This is a genomic window from Pseudoalteromonas sp. SA25, from assembly GCF_011378705.1.
Lineage (GTDB): Bacteria > Pseudomonadota > Gammaproteobacteria > Enterobacterales > Alteromonadaceae > Pseudoalteromonas > Pseudoalteromonas arctica.
The window spans coordinates 273,893-294,765 of record NZ_WTKV01000003.1 but is presented as its reverse complement, the minus strand read 5'-3'; the positions used below and the strand labels follow the sequence as shown (position 1 = coordinate 294,765).

Sequence of the window (20,873 nt, the reverse complement as noted above, 5' to 3'; positions counted from 1 at the left end):
ATGCCCTATTCTCTTGTTTAAAAATTAAAAGTGAATTTAGTAAATATAAGCTGCAACTTGGAGTGAGGAGCATATACAAATTAAGTATTTACTGTTGAGTGATTTAAAAGGTGAACATGCGGTTGAAAGTAATATAAACACAGGCGATATACTGGCTATGGCGCATAACGGTAAAGGGCAGATTATTGCACTTAAACATGCGAGCGCTGGGGTTAGGCAGTGTGGGGCTTAAAAATTACTATATGTTTAGCACTATTCTAGTTATTCTTGGAACACTATATTTAATAAAATAAAGTCTCGCTAAGGAAAGCTATGAAACCAACAAAACAAGATGATCTAGAACTTACCACCATACAAAAATGGTCTAGTGCACTTTTATTGTTTTTAATATTTATTTTCATTTGTTTTGTCAGTGTATTTGGTATCGGTGCACCAAAAAACATTCAAACCTGGACTAATACTTCTAGTGTTTTTTATAACCTAACAAGTACGTGTATCGCTGTAATATCTCTCATACTTCTATTAAATATCTGGAAAGATAATAGAAAAGAGCTCAAAGAAACTCGAGAAGCACTACAAGATCAACTTAACATTCAAAATTTTACAGTCACCAAAGAGACTGTAACTTCTGTTATATTTCAAATAAAAGAGTTAAATAAAAGGCACATAATACTTATTGAAAACAATTACAATTATGTAATTAAATCTGTTGGGGAAAGAGGCGATTTAGACTTCACCTCGTTAACAATAAATAATAATGGAAATTCTGATCAATTTACACATAGCAATTTTTTTGAAGAATATTTTCTATCAGTTGGTTCTAAAAATATAAGTAATGATTACTCACATCCAAATAATTATAAATCTCTTATTTTTGATAAGAACTTTTTTATTTATAAGGATAAAATCATTGCTCTTGGTTTACTTCTTAACTCTGTTAGATTCGAAGAATATAAAAAGATTTTACGAGTGATACTTTATCCTGAATTATCAATCTTCACGTGGTTATTTATGATAGAAATATCTTCCCACATTCATCTGTATGAAAAAGAAAACTCCCATATAAATATGAAAGCCGTATTCACAGAAATTGCTAATTTAGTTTATTTACAGATTGAAAGTAAGAAGCTATTAGACTGGCTGTCTGAAGAAGCAATAAATAATATTGAAGCAGAAAATATAGCTTGTAAGGAGGTTTGATATCCTAATTTAATCTTCATTATATAGTTCGCTGCCCCCCCTATTTTATGCGACATATTCATCTCACTCAAAGACCTGCGATTAGACATGCTTTTGAATATTTCAACAATCGAAATTGATTAAGCAATTATGTTCGTTACCAAATAGCACTGACTACGAGCTATGGTGGGAAGACAAACCTTGAATAAGGTTTTATACTGCATTTAACTTTTCGGGCTAACGCCCGACACGCCAGCAAGCTGTTCACCTACAAAAAACACTACATATAACTAGCTTTGGGTGTGCTCATTGCATTGGAGAACCGTTGGGTTTCGTGCCACTCAACCCAACCTACGTACGCTATAAACGTGAGCCTAGCGCTAAACAAATCATTGTTAATGATTACTGCTTTAAAAGCCGCTTTTCTGGATTATTTAAATACTTTAAGCCAATGGTAACTATGCGTGTATGTACCATTGTTATAACGCGTATTTGCACATTGCCAATAACAACAATATCGCCTTTACTGACTTCTCCTGAAAGCTTTTGGTTGATCACTTCTTCCAAGCTTATCTCTTCTGGGGCGTCTATTTGCATGTGATAAGAGTAAAATATATCGCCTACCAACGTTACCCCTTTCACTTTAAGTTCGTTGTGCGCTAAGTGGCTATCTTGGTGGTTTGTTTTATCAGTTGCTGTAAAAACTAAATCAACAAAAGGTCTGTTATCTGGTTTTAAAACAACAAATAAGTGGTCGTTTGCTTTTAACTTAGTTGAGCCTCGTGGCGGTATGATTGACGGACCCCGCGTGATCATAGCAACAACTACACTCTCAGGAAGTGCAGCATGTGACAAACTGCGCCCAGAAACCCGAGAAACATCACTTAAGGTGTATTCTACAATTTCTATATCAATATCGTTTAGGGCTGTAATTTCGAGTGTTGCAGCGGCTAGGTCGGGCGGCGGCTCTACTAAATTTAGTTTTTTAGCCATCCAAGGCATTGTTGAGCCCTGTAACGTGGCTGAAATTAACACCACGAAAAAAACAACATTAAAAATAAGTTCAGCCCCTGAAAGGCCAAATAATAATGGGAATATAGCTAAAATAATGGGTACTGAGCCTCTAAGACCAACCCAAGATACAAACAGGGTTTCGCGATTATTAAAGCCAAACAGTTTTAAAATAGGCGCTACCGCTAATGGGCGAGCAACAAAAATGAGTGCCAGTGCAATAAGCAATCCTTCTAGCCATACATCAACCAACGACGACGGGTTAATAAGAAGTCCTAATACAACAAACATGGTTATTTGCCCAAGCCATGCTAAGCCGTCATGAAAAAGAAAAATACCGCGTTTATATACAAATTTGCTGTTACCTAAAATAACACCCGTTATAAATACAGCTAAAAATCCACTCCCGCCGAGAGTTGCAGAAAGGCCAAAAGAAAGCAGCCCAAATGCGGTTACCATCACTAAATACAAACCCGATGCATTTAGTTTAATTCGATTAATAAACCAAACCGATACCTTACCAATTAAAAGACCACAAATAGCGCCAACACCCATTTGTTGAGCAAATAACTGTAGTAAATCCAGCCCTATTGGCATGTCGTTAACAAGCATTTCGAGCAATCCAACCGTTAGAAAAATAGCCATTGGATCGTTCGATGCACTTTCTATTTCAAGGGTAGATTTAAGCTTTTTATTTAAGTGAATACCCGCACTTCGTAAAAGTGCAAACACTGCTGCAGCATCTGTAGAGCCAACAATGGCGCCCAGTAATACACCTTGTAATATGGGCAGGTCTAAAATATAAGTGGCCACAAGGCCTGTAATTACGGCGGTAAATAACACCCCGACGGTTGCTAAAGCAGACGCGGGTTTCCACACTTGTTTTATTGAACTGGTAGGCGTTTGTAAGCCGCCATCAAATAGAATAATGGCAAGCGCGAGAGTACCCAAAGCATGTGCGGCCTCTGCGTTGTCGAATGAAATACCTGCAATACCGTCTTCACCTGCGAGCATACCTACAAGTAAAAATAGCACCAGTACAGGTAAGCCAACGCGTGCAGATAACTTGCTCGAGATCACTCCTAGTAAAATTAATATGGCACTAACGAGAATGATATTATCAATTGCAAACATAGTGTGGATTTACAGCCTTATATGAGTTGAAAAGTAAGAATTGCCAGCTATCAAAAAGCTTAAAGCTCATGCTATACAATAACCTAAAAAATATAAATACGGGTACTTAAGTCTATAATTAAATAGTTTTTCTAATAACTATAGAGCCTTTGAGTTTGATATTGCTTGGCTCTATCTTAATTAGCTTTATTTATTTTGAAAACAAAAAAGCCTGCGATTAAGCAGGCTTTTGAGTATTTAAATAATCAAATTTTATAAAACAATAATGCTTGTTACTAAGTACGCTAAAAACGTAAGGCCACCACCAAATAAGGCATACGGTAGCTGTGTTTTAACGTGGGTGAGTAAGTCACACCCCGATGCAATAGCCGATACAGCGCTGGTGTCGGATATAGGCGAGCAATGATCGCCAAATATACCACCACCCAAAATAGCACCTACAACAAGCGATGGCGGTAAACCTAGCGCTTGAATAAGTGGCACACCAATTGGGATTAATATAGCAAACGTACCCCACGATGTGCCCGTAGTAAACGACATAACTGCGCCGGTTAAAAACAGCACCGGTACTATTAGGTAAATAGGTAAGTAGTCACCAACAAGTGACGCTACAAATACGCCAGTACCAAGCTCTTTTAAGCTTGCGCCAAGTGTAAGCGAAAGCAGTACAATAGCGACTAGCGGCATTAATTCGCCCATACCTTTAAAACCGGTATCAACTAATTGATGGTGCGTAAATTTACGTGAGCCAATCATTAAAAAGTAAGCGACAACAATTGCTAAAACCGTTGCGTACAATACTGACTTAGAGCCACTACCCTCTGCCAACACACCATTACCGGTGTAATACATAAAGCCAACCATGCTGGTAATGAGCGTAATAAGCGGGATTAACATGTAACGCGCTTTAGAGGCTTTTATTTCATCTTTTAAGTCGGTTGTTTGAAGCTCTAGTTTTTCTTCGGCTTCTTTCATTGGACCGTGCACTTTATCAAATGCGATGGTGTAAAAAACAATAACAAGGGTGATTATGGCGTAAAAGTTATACCCAACGCTGCCCCACAATACCGATACAGCCGACTCACCTAGCTCGTAGTTACCTAACAAACCAAGTACAAATGCGCCCCAGCCGTTAAGTAGTATTAAAATACACACTGGCGCACTGGTGCTATCAATAATATACGCTAGACGCGCTCGGCTCATTTTAAATTTGTCGAACAAGCCACGCGATAAAATACCCGAGGTAAGTACGCTCAGGTTAGATTCTATAAACACCGCAATACCGGTAAACATGGTTAAAAAGCCCACTTGGCGCTTACTTTTTGCAATGCCTTTGTTCATTAGCATATTAACAGTTGCTGCAACGCCGCCAGATTCGCGAATGTAGGCAAGCAATGCACCAATTAAAATACTAAATATTAATATGCGTGTATTACCTGGCGAGCTGGCAACCGAAATAATACGTTCAATGGTATTTAAAAAAGTATCAAACAAGCTATTACCTTCGCCCTGAAAGGCGAGTAAAAACTCAGAAGAAGCAACAGCAACAAGTAGCGCCATAATCACTTCTTTTCGCCAAAACACGATAGCAATCGCAATTAGCGGCGGTAAAATAGAATACCAATGCATAAAAAGTTAACCTTAATTATTAGCGAGTAAACCTCGCTTTGTACGCGTTTTAACGCTTATTTGTTAAGCCTAACAACATAAACCGGCTTAGTTTTATAGACCGCTTAGCTTAATGGATTGGCTTACTCAAGTCACCTGTAAATAAATCACTTAAGGTGGCACGGTTAGTACGTTTTAACCTATACGATAGCTTATTGATTTAGTAACGCTTCATAAATAAGCGACACCACCGATCCGTACTGTGCGGTTTCAAATTGTTTGCCTGTAAATTCGTAACGTTTTAGCGAGCCTTTAATTGCACTATGGCGAGCATTGGTAAGTAAAACAATAGCCAAGTCGTAAGCGGGGTCAATTACGGTCACTGTCCCCGTCCAACCTGTGTGTCCATAAGCCTGCGCGCTTGCATAAGGGCCAAAGTGCCAGCGCCTTGCTTGATTATTACCGGCAAGCCTAAAACCAAGCCCGTAGGTTTCGTCGCTTGATTGCGGCGTTAAAAATTGCGCTAAGGCGCTGGCACTAAATAATTGTTGGTCGCCGTAGCCACCGCTATTTAATAATAGCTGGCAAAGCACGGCTAAGTCGTGAGCGTTACTAAATAATCCAGCATGCCCTGCTACGCCATCAAGAGAATAGTAAGCGCGCTCGTCATGCACTTGGCCTTGTAAAACCCCAGTTCGAACATTATCAAACTTAATGCGCCCGTCTCGCGTGTTGCCGCTAAGCTCAGTGGCTGCAAATTGCTGCGGCTTAAAGCCTTTTTTAAGTGGATTAAATAACGTGTTAGTTAATTTTAGTGGCGCGTACACTTGCTGCTCTAGGTATTCATCAAGGGGCTGCCCTGTAATGCGCTCAATTAATACGCCTAAAATCATGTAATCAATATCTGAGTAAACATGCTGCCCAGATGATTTACTGCTAAAAGGTACGCTGGTAAGTAATAGCTGTTTGGTGGTTTTACTGTTTTGCGAATAAAACGCGTCGCCGTAGCTGCCATCTTTACGGTGAAAGTCAAATACTGGCGGGTATCCGGCGCTGTGAGTGAGTAAGTTTTTTACTGTGCGCTTTGCTCGCCCTTCGCCTTTATACTCGCTTAGGTAGCTTTGCACGGGTTTATTAATATTTAACAGCCCTTCGCTTACTAATTTCATAAGTGCAAAGTTGGTGGCAAATATTTTGGTGTTTGAGGCAAGGTCAAACAAGGTATTAGTTTGCATGGGCTCTGGTCGAAGTAACATTAAATCACTTTGCTGATATTGCTTTGCATCGCCATAGGCGGTTAATTTTATTAGTTCACCATTTTTAACAACGGCCAACACAGCCCCAGGAAAACCCGCTTTTACATCACGCTCAATTAATTCATCTACTTCACTAAAATCTACGAGCTTTATTGGCTCATCGCTTAAAGTAGGAAATGCAAAACGTAGCGTTAAACTTGCGCCAACAGGGAAAATATTTTCAACTTTAAAAGTATTAACACCATTGTGAGTATTTTTTGCCAAACTGTAATTGTATAAGGTGTTGGCGCTTAGCTGGTTAACGTCGAGCTTTTGATTATTAATGTAAATATCGGCGCTTTGTGCGTTGTGGTTTTGTATTAATAATTGCCCGCGCCCTTTGTAAGCTTTAAACGTTCCTCGGTTATTTACATAAAACCGGCTACTTGGATTTACCTCAGGAAACGTTACAACCACTTGTGCATTAGGCAGCTCTACAAGTTGGCTCTTTGTAAGTGGTAGCACCGAGCTAATAGGCTCAGGTGGTGTACTACAACCCACAACAATAAGGCTTAACGCTGCTATAAATACTTTTTTTATATAACCACACCTTTGATTTTTTAAAGCAATAAACATGCTTAGCCCTTATTTATATAGCAAATAAGGCGCTCTTTGCGCTTTAAATTGCGCAAGCCCCGCCTGCCAGCTTTGTTTTATTTTCGCTTCTGATTGCCCTGCTTCAATAGCCAAACGTAATTTATTAGTACCCGCTAGTTTATCCATAAAGTCAGCGCGCTCAAAAAACGAGATGTTGTTTTTACTAAGCTCCGTGTACGCATTTATTAAGTAAGTTAAATTTAGGCCTGTGGTATTTACTTGTCTTAAATCGAGCCCTTGTACGGTTTGGTTTTTAAATTTAGGGTTTAAAGCAGCGCCTTTAATTGCACCCGGTGTAAAATTAAAATCACCTAATGCAACTGGCGAATAGCCAATTACTTGAAATGCAAAGTCGGTGCCTCTACCAATGCTGATAGGCGTTGCTTCAAAAAAACAAAGTGATGGGTAAAGTGCAATCGCCTGATCGTTAGGTAAGTTAGGGCTGGGTTTTACAGGCAAGCTGTAAGTACTTTTGCGAGTGTAATGATCAACAGGGATCACGGTTAATTTTAAATCGGGCGCTTTATTGATCCAGCCCTTGCCTTTGATCATTTTGGCAAGTTCGCCAACGGTCATACCGTGTAACACAGGTATTGAGTGCATGCCTACAAACGATTTAAATTCTGGCTCTAATATTGGCCCATCAACGTAGGCAATATTTGGGTTGGGTCTGTCGAGTACTAAAAATTCTATCCCCTGCTCTGCAGCGGCTTCCATCATGTAGTGCATAGAGCTTATGTAGGTATAAAAACGCACTCCGACATCTTGAATGTCAAAAATAATCACATCAACATCAGCTAAAGCAGCTCGGCTTGGTTTTTTATTTTTACCATAAATAGAAATAAGCGGAATACCGGTTTTGCTATCAACGGCATTTTTTACATGGGCGCCTGCATCGTGATCGCCGCGAAAGCCATGCTCAGGTGCAAAAATTTTAGTTATATTAATATTTTTAGTCAGCAGCGCATCTACTAAGTGAGTTTGCCCCACCGTTGATGTTTGATTAACCACGAGCCCTATACGTTTATTTTTTAACTGCGGTAAATATTTAGCATATTGCTGCGCACCTACCACAGGAGAGTTATTAGCTTCGTTGGCTTGTGTGCTGGAAATAAAAATAGCGCTAAAAATAAAAAATAACGTAATAAGTAGGGTTTTAAACATACTGCAATATCCTTTTAAACAAGGCGTTTAAAATAACATAGGTAATATTAAAGAGCAGCTTTAGAAAAGGGTTAAGTGGGCTTGAGCAGATACAGTGATTAGAAGCTGGCGCTTCTCACGCGAGCAAGCTCAGCGTCTACAACGAATGAATAAACTCGGAGTTTAGATTTAAATATTAGAGCTAGTTTTACTTGAAAATACCACCTCTCATTTTAAGCTTAAAGACCGTATTTAACCTTCTTAGAGCTAAACGCTTCTAGTTATTTAATTTCTTGATCAATGAACCACTTAAAGATCTATTACACAAAGAGAAGCGAAAGAGAAGTAAATGAGAAGACATAAGCCCGGGTTTATTAGTTTAGCTTAGCTTTATTACTACCTCTAAAAGCGCAGCGCCTCTTAACCTCTTTGTGAATAAATTACTTATTTCTGGCGTTGCCAACGAATAAAATCTTATAAATTATATTTTTGAGGGGGGAATAGAAGCTAGCGCTTCTCACGCGAGCAAGCTCAGCGTCTACAGATTGCTGTCTGTTATTTCACTTTATTTTAGGCACAAAAAAACCGACTTAATGTCGGCTTGTTTATGAAAGTGGTGGGCGCAGGAGGATTCGAACCTCCGACCGCTCGGTTCGTAGCCGAGTACTCTATCCAGCTGAGCTATGCACCCACTTTCATAGATTGCTTATTTAAACTCTAAGCAGAGCGTATAAATTCAGACATAAAAAAACCGATTTCCATCGGTTTATTTTTCTTACACTTAAAAGTGTATGAAAACATGAAAGTGGTGGGCGCAGGAGGATTCGAACCTCCGACCGCTCGGTTCGTAGCCGAGTACTCTATCCAGCTGAGCTATGCACCCACTTTCATTTTTACTGTTACTTGTTTTTACTCTAAGTGAGAGTCTATAAAGTGATGGGCGCAGGACGTATCTTGTAAGAATGAACCTCCGACCGTTTGGCTTTAGCCAACACTTTACTTTTTTATACTCTAAGTATGAGTCTATAAAGTGGTGGGCGCAGGAGGATTCGAACCTCCGACCGCTCGGTTCGTAGCCGAGTACTCTATCCAGCTGAGCTATGCACCCACTTTATAGTTTGCTTATTTAGACTCTAAGCGAGTTATTAAAGTATGGTGGGCGCAGGAGGATTCGAACCTCCGACCGCTCGGTTCGTAGCCGAGTACTCTATCCAGCTGAGCTATGCACCCATACTTTAAAACTTTACAAAACACGCCATTAAAAGAAATGGTGGAGAGGGAGGGATTCGAACCCTCGATAGAGCTACAAACTCTATACTCCCTTAGCAGGGGAGCTCCTTCGGCCACTCGGACACCTCTCCGTCTTGTGGGGCGTATAATAAAGATTTCAGAAAATATGTCAAACACTTTTCTACCAAAAACGACTATATGGTTATAGATTGCACATATGCTTGGTTTAAAAGTGTAATTAGTTTGAAATTTAAGCGGGTTACGTATTTTTATTTGAAGGATTAACACCTAGCACAGGAACTAAGTCATCAGTTAACTGAGCCAAATACTGTTCTTGGTAACCTAATTGTTGAAATTCAGCAATACAAGCACGGTAGTAAGCATTTCTTTCTTGCTCTGATGTGCATTCTTCTGATAAATCATCTACTCGTTTGTCTTTCATACTATTATTCTAAGTCCTTTAAGAATCTATATTTAGCTGCTAAATACCAAGCAGTGTAAATTTCGTGCGTATTCTAGCTAAAACCTTTACATAAATACAACATGTGTTTAAAAAACAATCATACTAAAAAGTTATAGCACTGTTAGTTTTAATATTAAAAACTGCCAATAACAATAAATTAGCGAAGCTGAATTGCACATTAACCAGCACTAATAACTACATTTAATTTTTAGTGTAGTACTTATTAATTAAAATACTAATGCAAAGCAAAAAAAACGCCGCTATTAAGCGGCGTTTATTAACTTACTTTGTTCTACCCAAAGCTTAGTCAGCTTGTGGACGCATATGCGGGAACAAAATAACGTCTTTAATTGTTGATGAGTCAGTAAACAACATTACTAAACGGTCAATACCAATACCTTCACCTGCAGTTGGCGGTAAGCCGTACTCAAGTGCGCGTATGTAGTCTTCATCGTAATGCATTGCTTCATCATCGCCTGCGTCTTTCTCTTCAACTTGGCGAGTAAAGCGCTCAGCTTGGTCTTGTGCATCGTTAAGCTCAGAGAAACCATTTGCAAGTTCACGACCGCCAACAAAAAATTCAAAACGGTCTGTAACAAATGCATTTTCGTCGTTACGGCGTGCAAGTGGAGAAACTTCCCACGGGTAGCCAGTAATAAACGTAGGTTGAATAAGCATGTGCTCTGCTGTTTCTTCAAATATTTCACACAAGAACTTACCTGGACCCCAAACACAATTTTCAGGAATTTTAACGTGTACTTGTTTAGCGTACGCTTTTAATTCGTCAAAGTGGTTTTCTGGGTCGTTAAATACCGCAGCATCAAACTCAGGGTTATATTTTAATATTGCATCGCTCATGCTTAAACGTGTAAACGGTTGGCCAAAGTCGTATTCAACTGAGTCAATTACTTCGCCGTTTTCGTCTTTAGTTGTATTAACTACAACTGCACTACCTAGTACGTTTTCTGCAACCGTACGAAGCATGTCTTCGGTGATGTTCATCAGGTCGATGTAATCAGCGTATGCTTGGTAAAATTCAATCATTGTGAATTCTGGATTGTGACGCGTAGATAACCCTTCGTTACGGAAGTTACGGTTAATTTCGAATACACGGTCAAAACCACCTACCACTAAGCGCTTTAAGTAAAGCTCAGGCGCTATACGTAAGTACATGTCGATATCAAGCGCGTTATGGTGAGTTACAAACGGACGCGCAGATGCACCGCCAGGTATAACCTGTAGCATTGGTGTTTCTACTTCCATAAAGTCACGGTCTGCTAAAAAGCGACGAATGCCTTCAACTACTTGTGAACGAATACGGAATGTTTCGCGCGTTGCTTCGTTAGTAATTAAATCAACGTAACGTTGGCGGTACTTTGTTTCTTGATCTGATAAGCCATGGAATTTTTCTGGTAACGGACGAAGTGACTTAGTTAATAGTTGGTACTCAGTCATTTCTACGTATAAATCGCCTTTACCTGATTTATTTAATGCGCCTTTAACACCAATAATATCGCCAGTGTCTAGTTGACCATATTTTTCTTTAAGATCTTTTTGAACATCTTTAGATGCATACGCTTGTACGCGACCTTTCATGTCTTGAATTACAAAAAACGGTCCACGCTTTGCTAAAATACGGCCAGCGATAGACACAACTTCTTGCATCTCTACTAATTCTTCTTTGCTCTTATCACCAAACTGGGCTTGCAAATCAGCCGTGTAATGCTCACGACGGAATTGGTTTGGATGACCGTTGGCTGGGCAATTTTCGCGTATAGCGTCTAACTTGCCGCGACGCTCAGCGATTAACTTGTTTTCGTCTTGGATTTTATCAGTCATTTTTTAGCTCTTTATTAGCTTGGTGGTTATAGGCCAGATTTAAGGCTGGCTTCAATAAATTTATCTAAGTTACCGTCAAGTACCGATTGGGTATTGCGGTTTTCAACGCCTGTACGTAAATCTTTAATCCGTGCGTCATCAAGTACGTATGAACGAATTTGACTACCCCAACCAATATCAGATTTAGCATCTTCTTGCGTTTGTTTTTCAGCATTTTGCTGTTGTAGCTCAAGCTCAAATAATTTAGCTTTTAACTGCTTCATCGCTTGGGCTTTATTTTTATGCTGCGAACGCTCGTTTTGACACTGCACTACGGTATTTGTTGGTACGTGAGTGATACGAACCGCCGATTCGGTGGTGTTAACGTGCTGACCACCCGCGCCCGATGCACGGTAAACGTCTATACGCAGGTCTGACGGATTCATATCAATTTCAATATTATCGTCAACTTCTGGGTATACAAACGCAGAAGCAAATGAAGTATGACGACGACCACTTGAGTCAAATGGGCTTTTACGTACTAAGCGATGTACACCAGTTTCTGTGCGTAACCAACCGTAAGCGTATTCGCCAACAAAGCGGACAGTTGCGCCTTTAATACCAGCAACATCACCGTCGGTCGCTTCAACTAGCTCAACTTTAAAGCCTTTAGCCTCGCCCCAACGTAAATACATACGAAGTAGAATATTACACCAGTCTTGTGCTTCAGTACCGCCAGAACCTGATTGTAAATCAAGGTACGCATCGTTTGAGTCATGAGGACCTGAAAACATACGACGAAACTCTAAACCTTCTAACTGCTCGTTTAGATCAGTTAATTCGCTTTGCGCTTCGTCAAAGGTATCTTGATCTTCAGCTTCTACAGCAAGCTCAAGTAAACCTTCAACATCATCAGTACCGGCTACAAGGTTGTCGATTGTTTCAACAACAGCTTCTAATGCTGATTTTTCACGGCCAAGCGCTTGTGCGCGTTCAGGCTCATTCCACACGGCTGAATCTTCAAGCTCGGCGTTAACTTCTTCTAAGCGTTCTTGTTTAAGAGCGTAGTCAAAGGTACCCCCGAAGCAATTCAGTACGTTCGCGAATTTCCTTGATTTGATTAATCACAGGATTCACTTCAAACATGTACATCACTCCAAAATGGCTAGGTAATTGCGCCCCTTTAAATGGGATTTTCGCAATAAATTATCGTCAAATGATAAAAACGCCCGATTTTAACAAAAAACCGCGCGCTTTATTAGCATTTTATGCATGATATTACATATTTTTTAGTGTACTTTTTCAAGCTCTCTAACTATTAATTGCAGCGTAAATTTACCTCTAAACTCATTTATATCGAGCTGGTACGCTACTTTTACAAACTTCGCCTCAGTATCTGGCCATTCTTTTACATCAATACCAAAAGCAATGGCATCAACTAAACGACCAGATTGGTGCTTTAACACGAGCTTTAAATGCTTTTCGCCTACTATGCGCTGCTGTATTACTTCAAAGGTATGCTCAAACACCGGCTCAGGGAATTGCTGACCCCACGGGCCCGATTGCTTTAATAGCTGGGCAAATTCCATCGTAAAGCAGTCGTTTGGCAGCTCGCCGTCGGTAAACACAATACAGCGTTTACTTTCTTCACTCAGTTGCGCGCTAACGGCGGCATCAAACGCTTTTTTAAAGTCGTTAAAGTGCTGCTCGTTAATACTTAAACCAGCAGCCATTGCGTGGCCACCAAATTTATTAATTAAGTGTGGGTCGGCTGTATTAAGCCCTTCGAGTAAATCGCGCATGTGTAGCCCTTCAATAGAGCGGCACGAGCCTTTAATTTCACCGTTTTCGCCACCAGCAAATATAACGGTTGGGCGGTGGTATTTTTCTTTTAAGCGACCAGCCAAAATACCAATAACACCTTGATGCCAATCGTCTTGAAACAAACAAATAGCATCAGGGATGTTATCGTCGCTAAATGCGAGTCTATCAAGCACGGCTTGCGCTTCGGCTTGCATGCCTTGTTCTATTTCGCGCCTTGCAAAGTTTAAGCTATCGAGCTCGCCGGCTATACTACGCGCTTGGTTTATATCGGTGCTGAGCAAGCACGCTATACCCAAACTCATGTCGTCTAATCGCCCTGCTGCATTTAAACGCGGCGCAAGTGAAAAGCCAAAGTCGCTTGCGCTTAAGCGCGCAGCATTGCGGTTAGCCACTTCAATAAGCGCGGTAATACCAGGGCGTGTTTTACCACTGCGAATACGTGCTAAACCTTGGTGTACTAAGGTACGGTTATTTGCATCAAGTGCCACTACATCGGCAACCGTACCAAGCGCTACAATGTCGAGTAAGTTAGCTAAATTAGGCGGTGGTTGTTGCTCAAAATAACCCAAATCTCGCATTACGCTTCTCAGCGCTATTAATAAGTAAAAAGCAACGCCAACGCCTGCAATAGATTTAGACGGAAAATCACATTCATGTCTATTTGGATTTACTATTGCATCGGCATTTGGCAGCTGCTCACCTTGTAAATGGTGATCTGTTACCAGCACTTTTATGCCAACCGCTTTTAAAATATCAATACCGGCAATACACGATATGCCGTTATCTACTGTGATCACTAAATCAGGTTTTATTTGTACTATTTGCTCAGCAAGCGCGGGGCTTAAGCCATATCCTAAGCTAAACCTGTCAGGAATTAAGTAATCTAAATGCTTAAAGCCAAACATCTCAAGGCCTTGCATTAAAGTTGCAGTGCTTGTTGCGCCATCGGCATCAAAGTCGCCAACTATTAATATTTGGCTTTGCGCTTTTAATGCTTCAATTAATAAGTCGCTGGCTTTGTCGATGTCTTTAAACAATTTAAAGTCGTGAAGCGTAGCTACGCTGTTATTTAGCTCTTCGGCATTGAATACATTGCGGTTAGCATAAATTTGTTTAATTACAGGGTGTAAATTACTCGGCAGATGCGAGTCGTCAACGTTTTCACGCGCAATGATTAGTTTTTTCATGCAGGGTTTTAACTTATTGAGTCGTATTAAAAAGACAAAAAAAGGCCATTAAGGCCTTTTTAATAATAACTAAGCGTTTAATTACGACGCTTTGTTAGCTTCTAATGCTGCTTTTAGTGCTGCTGCTGGCTGGTAACCAGGGATCATTGTACCATCTTCTAAAATAATAGCGGGTGTGCCGCTAATACCAAAGCTTTGACCTAATTGGTAATGCTCTGCAACCGGTGCGCTACAGCCTGCAACTACTTTAGTGCTTGTGCCCGATTTAGCTTCTGTTAGTGCTTCTTGCTGATCGCGTGCACACCATACATTCATTAAATCTGCGTAACCTGAACCTTGTAAGCCACCACGTGGAAACGCTAAGTACTTAACGGTAATACCCGCATCAAGTAAATCGTCTAACTCGCGGTGTAATTTACGACAGTAACCACAGCTAATGTCAGTAAATACAGTAATGCTGTGTTTTTCGTTTGGCGCTTTGTACACAATCATCGATTCTTCGTATTCTTTAAGACCTTCAACACGCACGCCATTTAATGCTTGCTCTGTTAGGTTATTACGATTATTTAAATCAATTAACGTACCTTGCATTAAATATTGACCGTCTGGACTTGCGTAAAGCACGCCCTTGTTAGTAATCAATTCTTTTAAACCCGTTACTGGACTTGGATTAATTTGCTTTACAGTTACACCAAGCTCGGCAAATTTAGTAATAATAGGATCATTAGCATCTGGTGTTACAGCAACGCCATTTGCAAATGCACTAATACTTGTGCACAACATGGCACCTGCTAACATTAATTTTTTCATAACTTCTCTCTATCCTAAAAATACTTAATATATTGACCGGCTTAATGATATTTACTTTCAAACTTACGCACGCGGGTGATGCTCTGCATGTACCGACTTTAACCGTTCATTGGCAACATGGGTATAAATTTGCGTCGTTGATAAATCGCTATGGCCCAACATCATTTGTACCACACGTAAATCTGCCCCATGATTTAATAAGTGCGTAGCAAAAGCATGGCGCATAGTATGGGGCGATAATGGAGACTCAACTGCTGCCAAAATAGCATAGTGTTTAATTCTATGCCAAAAGGTTTGTCGCGTCATGCCTACTCCGCGTTTAGATGGGAACACAAAATCGGTGGCATGTTTTATCATTTGCGCACGCCCACCCTTTAAAAATTGCTCAAGCCAATACATGGCTTCTTCACCCAGTGGAACTAAGCGCTCTTTATTACCTTTACCTTTTACAAACACCACTGCTTGGCGCAAATTAATTTGCTCCATGCGCAGTCCAACAAGCTCACTTACACGCAAACCCGTTGCATAAAGTAGCTCTAGCATGGCTTTATCGCGCAGTCCCATCGCTTCTTCGGTATTAGGCGCATTTAATAATGCCTCAACTTCGGCCTCTGAGAGTGTTTTAGGTAACGACTGCCCTGCTTTTGGCTGAGAAATATTTAGCATGGGGGTGTCGCTAATTAGTTTTTCGCGCACAAAGTACTGATAAAAACGCTTTAACGCACTAATGCTACGTGCCGTACTGCGTGGTTTTAACCCTAAATCGACTCGGTGCGCTAAGTAACTTTCAACATCAAGCCCTGTTACTGTCATTAAATTTTCGCCCTTTAAAAATAGGCAAAACTTATCTAAATCACTGCGATAAGCACTTAATGTGTTTTCGCTTACGCCTTGTTCTAAGTACAGGCTATCTAAAAAGGTTTCTAAGTAGTCGCTATTACTGCTCATACTGCTGTTATTTTCAAAAGAATCGTCAGATAGCGTTGTCACATTATGCTCTCATGCTTTGCTAAGGTATCAATTAAAAATACCTTACGGTAAACTTGAGCCTATCATATCAGGCAATTACACAGTGATAAATACGATGCAAATTGGTTTATTTTTTGGTTCTACTACGTGCTACACCGAAATGGCAGCAGAAAAGATTCGCGACATTATTGGTGCCGATATAGTTACCCTGCACAATATTAAAGACGAGCCACTAAAAAATGCAGAGCAGTATGACTTTATCATCTTTGGTATTTCAACATGGGATTTTGGTGAAATACAAGAAGACTGGGAGTCAAAGTGGGACGACATAGCCGACGTAAACCTAAATGGTAAAACCATTGCTTTATTTGGCATGGGCGATCAACAAGGTTACGGGCAGTGGTTTCAAGATGCGCTAGGCATGCTACACGACGAAATAAATACGCAAACATTTACTCAACTTGGTTTTTGGCCAAACGACAGTAGTTACGAGTTTGAAGCTTCAAAAGCATTAACGCCTGATGGTAAACAGTTTGTAGGACTCGCGCTCGACGAAGACAGTCAATACGAGCTAAGCGACGACCGCATTGCAACATGGGTTGAACAGGTAATGACTGAATACGGCGAAACGCTTTAATTAATAAGCTAATAAATAAGCTAATAAATAAAAAGCAAAAAGCCCGCAACTAGTTTAGTTGCGGGCTTTTTAATTAGGGCGTGTTGATCTTTGGTGGGTGAATTTGCAGCAGTATGTTTGGTTTTTAGGCAAGGCAGAACCTATGTAGTGTGGTTATTCCCCATAAATAGGCGATAACGCAGCATAAATGCCAAACATGCACTGCCCTCTGGGTTCTTTCTAGGGGCGATCAACACGCCCTAGCAATATGAGTAATTTATTGAAACGTCATCACATTGGTTGTTTGTGGGTAGTACCCATCTGCCATAACAATGTACGGTAATAAATTACTTAACCATTTTTGCTGCACGCTTTCGCTATAGTTTAAGTAAAGCTTACCTTCGTGAATATAAAATGCTTCTGGGTCTATACCTACAGCGTTACCTTCATCAGCCATTGCATAAGCACACCAACCACCGTATTGCGGTGCATAACGTTTTGGGTTTTCTGCAAATGTCGTTTTGTTTTCTTCACTCGAAAAGTGCCAGTTGGCACCTAAATAACTAAACGTGTATTTGTCGCTGCCTTTAACGGCTTTATTTTGCGTAAAATAAGCAACGCTGTCGTACCCTTTAATAGCCGTGTTATTAAACCAACCCGTATTTACAGCATCATCCTTTGCATTTGCCCCACCGCTTATTAACAGTGCGCTAAGCATTATTAAAGCAACTATGTACTTAATCATCTTTTTTCCTTTATTATTTACTCAAAATTGAATGCCAATTAAATATAGCTGGCTTAGTGAGTAAGAAAGGCAAAGCGCAAAAATGATTTCAGTTAATACTTAATTATTTAACGTTTAGTAATTAAATAAGTAGTAAAACTTACTCTACTTTTAGCCAATATTGGTTTCGGTAAAAAAAGCCAATGTAGCCGCGTACTTCGAGCTTTTTACCTTCATCTTGCGGGGTTAGTTGTAAAGTGTAGGTTTTACCATTTGTTGGATCGAGTATTTCACCGTCTCCCCAAACACCATCATCTTGTGCTTTTACACCCGTGATTATAGTCATTCCTAAAATAGGCTGATCTTTTAACTCATCATCACATTTACTGCATATATCGTTTTGTTTTGCCGGGTTAAGAATGGTTTCAACTTTGCCGCTTAATACACCGTTGGTTTGGGTAATACGTACATACGACTTAGCTTGGTTTGTATCCTCATCAATCGTTTTCCAAAGCCCTACAGGCGTAATAGCAGCAAACACACCTTGGCTTGCAAAAATGGTGGCTGCTAACGTGCTAAGTAATGCTAATTTATTTAACTTTTTCATTGTGTTGCCTTTTAAATTAAGTGGCCAATGGTTAAATCATATCAGGTGATTTATAAACACACTATTAAAGCGCTGTACATAAAATAAAAAACTAAAAGCAAAAAACCTAAACTAATAATCATTAGTTTAGGTTTAAGGGGCAGTAGCATAAAAAAAAGTTACGTATTACCTCACTTTAAAAACAACATCCCCTATTTTTAGATTTGAATATTCAGGCTCAACTAAAGATAATTCGTTATTATCAATCATGCTTTTAAGGTATCTAATCTCTTCAGGATTTTCGACATTCATATACCTTGAGCGCCACTTACCCATGTCGAATAACCAGAAATATGCGGATATATTTTCATTACTTTCGTCAATCACTATAAAATCTAGATCATCATCTTTGTTTAAATCCATGCCAATGAAATAGTAAGTATGTTCTTTTAAAGAGTTACGATCGTAAAAATGTTGTTCAGAAAATACTGCCTCTATTAAACCTTGAGGTATTAGCGCTTGTGATGGCCAAAATACACTGCGCTCAATAAAATCATCGACTGTGTGTTCAAGCGTTAAAGCAAACTCATTATTTACATACATCCTATCGATGATAGCGTATTGCTCTGGGTGACTCGTTTCAATTTTCTGTTTTAATAACTGCATAGCTAAATAACCTTGGCGACCTAAGCTGTGCTCAAAATAGTAATAGTCAAACTTTTCTATTGTTACTTTATCTGCATCTAAACGCGCTATTTGGCTGTTTGTAGATAAAATTTGAAAATTTAATAAAGGGGAGTTAACAGCAAGCATACTTACGAGCACCACCCACCCCATCACAATATTTATTTTGCTAAGCGGCTCTAGCCAATTGTCTCGCTTTGTTATAATTCCAACAAGATAACTAAACGAAAAACACGCCAATAAAAACCAAATCAAAATGCCCCAACAACGATCTACTGTTAGCCCATGCTGCTCTACCCGTAAGTAAATTCCATAGGCAGAAATAACACTATAAACGGGAAGTAACGCAACGCTTATAAAAACGAGTCGGTGCAAGAGCATGTGATAAGGGCGAACTGATGAGTCATCTTTATAAACAGTGTTAACAAAAAACAACGTGAGCACCTGCAGCCACATTACTAATAAACTGCCACTTCCGGTCTCCCATAATTTATTGAGTCCGGTAAAAGGAAGTGTTGCTAAAAAACCGAGAGAAATAACTGATAAAACAGGCAATAAAAACTTAATTAAAGTTTGTAGTAAAAAAGCGATATTATCTTCAATGTTCAAAAGCTTTCTAAATATGACACTCGCAAAGGCAAATGCGAGCGTTAAGGTTGGGATCCAAAACCATTCATTTCTTAGTAGCTCAGAGAAAAATTCTATATCTAAAATATCAAATAAAGCCGCACCTAAATTTAGAATTCCCCAAAAAATAAGTACAAACAGCCAGCATTCTCCAAAAATTATAAAATTGCGCCAAGAGAGCTTAAACAAACGACTGTAGCTAACATTTTCTGAGCTACCAAATTGTTGTATGTACATAAGGCTTTTAAAGCCAGCAATTAAACTAGTAAAAATAAAAACTGACATTAAAGTGTTATTACTTACGTACTCTTGAGGCTCTTGCTGAAAGCCAACATACGCCCCCAATAAAGATAACAACAAGGAAAAAGGAAGGATTAAAAGCAACGACGTTTTTATATTATTTTTATTAACGGTCATTAGCATTAATAAAGGAAAGCTCATAGAAAATGTAATAAATGAGACTAACCATGTAGGGCTTGTTGCTGGCCACACATTATTTTCTATACTGCTATACAAAAGGGTAAGAGCAATAGCCTGTAATACGGCAAGTATAATTATAAAAGATTTTGGTAACTGACTATCCATATCTGTTCTCAACAATGGTTTTAGTCAGTTTGCGTTATTCGTTCCTATTTTACAATTGCTTCACATTTTCAAATAAAATGCTTTGCACAGGGCTATATAATCAGCAGTGTAGGTATTATCTAAGTTTCTAATACACAGGATTGATGATTCTATATCGCTTTTTACGTAGCTAAATGTCATTAAACTGCGGCTAATATCTTTGTTGGGCGTGGATTTTACTTGGCAATGAGTATTTAAATAAAGCCCATTTTGAGTAGCAAGCTCAATAAATAATGCGCCTTCAACGCTTGGGAGTATTAAGCTAAAGCGGGAACCACTATGGCTTAAATGTTTAAACGCATTAATTAACTCTTCAAAACTTAGGCCGTCGGTATGGCGTGCGGTATTACGCGCAGCATTATCGCCTTTTAAACTGTGATTAAAATACGGTGGATTAGAGATAACCACGTCAAATTTAACTTCACTACTAAAGCGTTGAATAGTTTGGTGCGTAATACTTATAGTTGGCCACGGGCTATTAGCTACATTTTGTAATGCTTGGGTATAGGCGCTTTCGTCAATTTCTACCGCAGTTATATCAAGCTCATTACTGCGCTGCTTACACATTAGTGCTAACAAGCCAGTGCCGGTGCCTATATCAAGTAATGACTTTGCACCGCTTAAATTAGCCCATGCGCCAAGCAAAATGCCATCGGTAGAAACTTTCATTGCACAGTGGTCGTGTTCAACTTTAAATTGTTTAAATACAAAACCAGACATTTTTTCACCTTTTCATTCACCAAG

General features: G+C 39.5%; 17 protein-coding genes and 5 tRNA genes. 3 read left to right on the top strand and 19 right to left on the bottom strand.

Annotated features, from left to right (window positions below):
• Positions 1-94: 94 nt before the first annotated feature.
• The gene (locus GQR45_RS04255) at positions 95-232 is read left to right on the top strand and encodes a hypothetical protein (RefSeq protein ID WP_165725204.1); all 138 of its coding nucleotides are present in this window, start codon (positions 95-97) and stop codon (positions 230-232) included.
• A gap of 80 nt (positions 233-312) precedes the next feature.
• The gene (locus tag GQR45_RS04250; RefSeq protein WP_165725203.1) at positions 313-1,200 is read left to right on the top strand and encodes a hypothetical protein; all 888 of its coding nucleotides are present in this window, start codon (positions 313-315) and stop codon (positions 1,198-1,200) included.
• A gap of 381 nt (positions 1,201-1,581) precedes the next feature.
• Here the strand turns inward: GQR45_RS04250 and GQR45_RS04245 are convergent, their stop codons facing one another.
• From GQR45_RS04245 to xerD, 15 genes are all read right to left on the bottom strand, one after another.
• Positions 1,582-3,324 carry a potassium/proton antiporter gene (locus tag GQR45_RS04245; protein ID WP_024607631.1) on the bottom strand — a complete coding sequence of 581 codons (1,743 nt, stop codon included), beginning with the start codon at positions 3,322-3,324 and terminating at the stop codon, positions 1,582-1,584.
• Positions 3,325-3,576: 252 nt separating this feature from the next.
• Positions 3,577-4,953 carry a Na+/H+ antiporter NhaC family protein gene (locus GQR45_RS04240; RefSeq protein ID WP_007583783.1) on the bottom strand — a complete coding sequence of 459 codons (1,377 nt, stop codon included), beginning with the start codon at positions 4,951-4,953 and terminating at the stop codon, positions 3,577-3,579.
• Positions 4,954-5,144: 191 nt separating this feature from the next.
• Positions 5,145-6,803: a penicillin binding protein PBP4B gene (pbp4b, locus tag GQR45_RS04235; RefSeq protein WP_165725202.1), complete on the bottom strand. Its 1,659-nt coding sequence runs from the start codon at positions 6,801-6,803 to the stop codon at positions 5,145-5,147.
• A gap of 9 nt (positions 6,804-6,812) precedes the next feature.
• Positions 6,813-7,988: a DUF1343 domain-containing protein gene (locus GQR45_RS04230; RefSeq protein WP_165725201.1), complete on the bottom strand. Its 1,176-nt coding sequence runs from the start codon at positions 7,986-7,988 to the stop codon at positions 6,813-6,815.
• A gap of 593 nt (positions 7,989-8,581) precedes the next feature.
• Positions 8,582-8,658: transfer RNA gene (locus GQR45_RS04225), tRNA-Arg, on the bottom strand.
• Between the two features lie 115 nt (positions 8,659-8,773).
• A tRNA-Arg gene (locus GQR45_RS04220) sits at positions 8,774-8,850 on the bottom strand.
• A gap of 148 nt (positions 8,851-8,998) precedes the next feature.
• Positions 8,999-9,075: transfer RNA gene (locus GQR45_RS04215), tRNA-Arg, on the bottom strand.
• 45 nt (positions 9,076-9,120) lie between these two features.
• Positions 9,121-9,197, bottom strand: a tRNA-Arg gene (locus tag GQR45_RS04210).
• 38 nt (positions 9,198-9,235) lie between these two features.
• Positions 9,236-9,328, bottom strand: a tRNA-Ser gene (locus tag GQR45_RS04205).
• A 128-nt stretch (positions 9,329-9,456) separates the two neighbouring features.
• Positions 9,457-9,639, bottom strand: coding sequence for a hypothetical protein (locus tag GQR45_RS04200; RefSeq protein WP_010553261.1), 183 nt, complete (start codon positions 9,637-9,639; stop codon positions 9,457-9,459).
• 324 nt (positions 9,640-9,963) lie between these two features.
• Positions 9,964-11,499, bottom strand: a complete 1,536-nt coding sequence (gene lysS, locus GQR45_RS04195) for a lysine--tRNA ligase (protein WP_007583775.1) — start codon at positions 11,497-11,499, stop codon at positions 9,964-9,966.
• A 26-nt stretch (positions 11,500-11,525) separates the two neighbouring features.
• Positions 11,526-12,624, bottom strand: a protein-coding gene (gene prfB / locus GQR45_RS04190) for a peptide chain release factor 2 (RefSeq protein WP_096058065.1) whose coding sequence is annotated in 2 segments (ribosomal slippage) — positions 11,526-12,548 and positions 12,550-12,624 — 1,098 coding nt in all. Because the reading frame shifts where the segments join, the coding sequence is not laid out codon by codon here.
• Between the two features lie 143 nt (positions 12,625-12,767).
• On the bottom strand, positions 12,768-14,489 hold the full coding sequence (recJ, locus tag GQR45_RS04185) for a single-stranded-DNA-specific exonuclease RecJ (protein WP_007583770.1): 1,722 nt from the start codon (positions 14,487-14,489) through the stop codon (positions 12,768-12,770).
• Positions 14,490-14,570: 81 nt separating this feature from the next.
• On the bottom strand, positions 14,571-15,299 hold the full coding sequence (dsbC, locus tag GQR45_RS04180; RefSeq protein ID WP_007583768.1) for a bifunctional protein-disulfide isomerase/oxidoreductase DsbC: 729 nt from the start codon (positions 15,297-15,299) through the stop codon (positions 14,571-14,573).
• A gap of 63 nt (positions 15,300-15,362) precedes the next feature.
• Positions 15,363-16,289, bottom strand: coding sequence for a site-specific tyrosine recombinase XerD (gene xerD / locus GQR45_RS04175; RefSeq protein WP_024590718.1), 927 nt, complete (start codon positions 16,287-16,289; stop codon positions 15,363-15,365).
• 94 nt (positions 16,290-16,383) lie between these two features.
• Here xerD and fldB point away from each other — a divergent pair, with 94 nt between their 5' ends.
• Positions 16,384-16,905 carry a flavodoxin FldB gene (gene fldB / locus GQR45_RS04170; RefSeq protein WP_007583764.1) on the top strand — a complete coding sequence of 174 codons (522 nt, stop codon included), beginning with the start codon at positions 16,384-16,386 and terminating at the stop codon, positions 16,903-16,905.
• Positions 16,906-17,161: 256 nt separating this feature from the next.
• Here fldB and GQR45_RS04165 read toward each other — a convergent pair whose 3' ends face one another.
• From GQR45_RS04165 to GQR45_RS04150, 4 genes are all read right to left on the bottom strand, one after another.
• On the bottom strand, positions 17,162-17,629 hold the full coding sequence (locus GQR45_RS04165; protein ID WP_007583762.1) for a YHS domain-containing (seleno)protein: 468 nt from the start codon (positions 17,627-17,629) through the stop codon (positions 17,162-17,164).
• A gap of 139 nt (positions 17,630-17,768) precedes the next feature.
• Positions 17,769-18,215: a DUF2147 domain-containing protein gene (locus tag GQR45_RS04160; protein WP_024596176.1), complete on the bottom strand. Its 447-nt coding sequence runs from the start codon at positions 18,213-18,215 to the stop codon at positions 17,769-17,771.
• A 165-nt stretch (positions 18,216-18,380) separates the two neighbouring features.
• Complete coding sequence (locus GQR45_RS04155; RefSeq protein ID WP_165725200.1) at positions 18,381-20,090, bottom strand: DUF4153 domain-containing protein; 1,710 nt, start codon at positions 20,088-20,090, stop codon at positions 18,381-18,383.
• A 60-nt stretch (positions 20,091-20,150) separates the two neighbouring features.
• Positions 20,151-20,849 carry a methyltransferase gene (locus tag GQR45_RS04150; protein ID WP_165725199.1) on the bottom strand — a complete coding sequence of 233 codons (699 nt, stop codon included), beginning with the start codon at positions 20,847-20,849 and terminating at the stop codon, positions 20,151-20,153.
• Positions 20,850-20,873 lie beyond the last annotated feature (24 nt).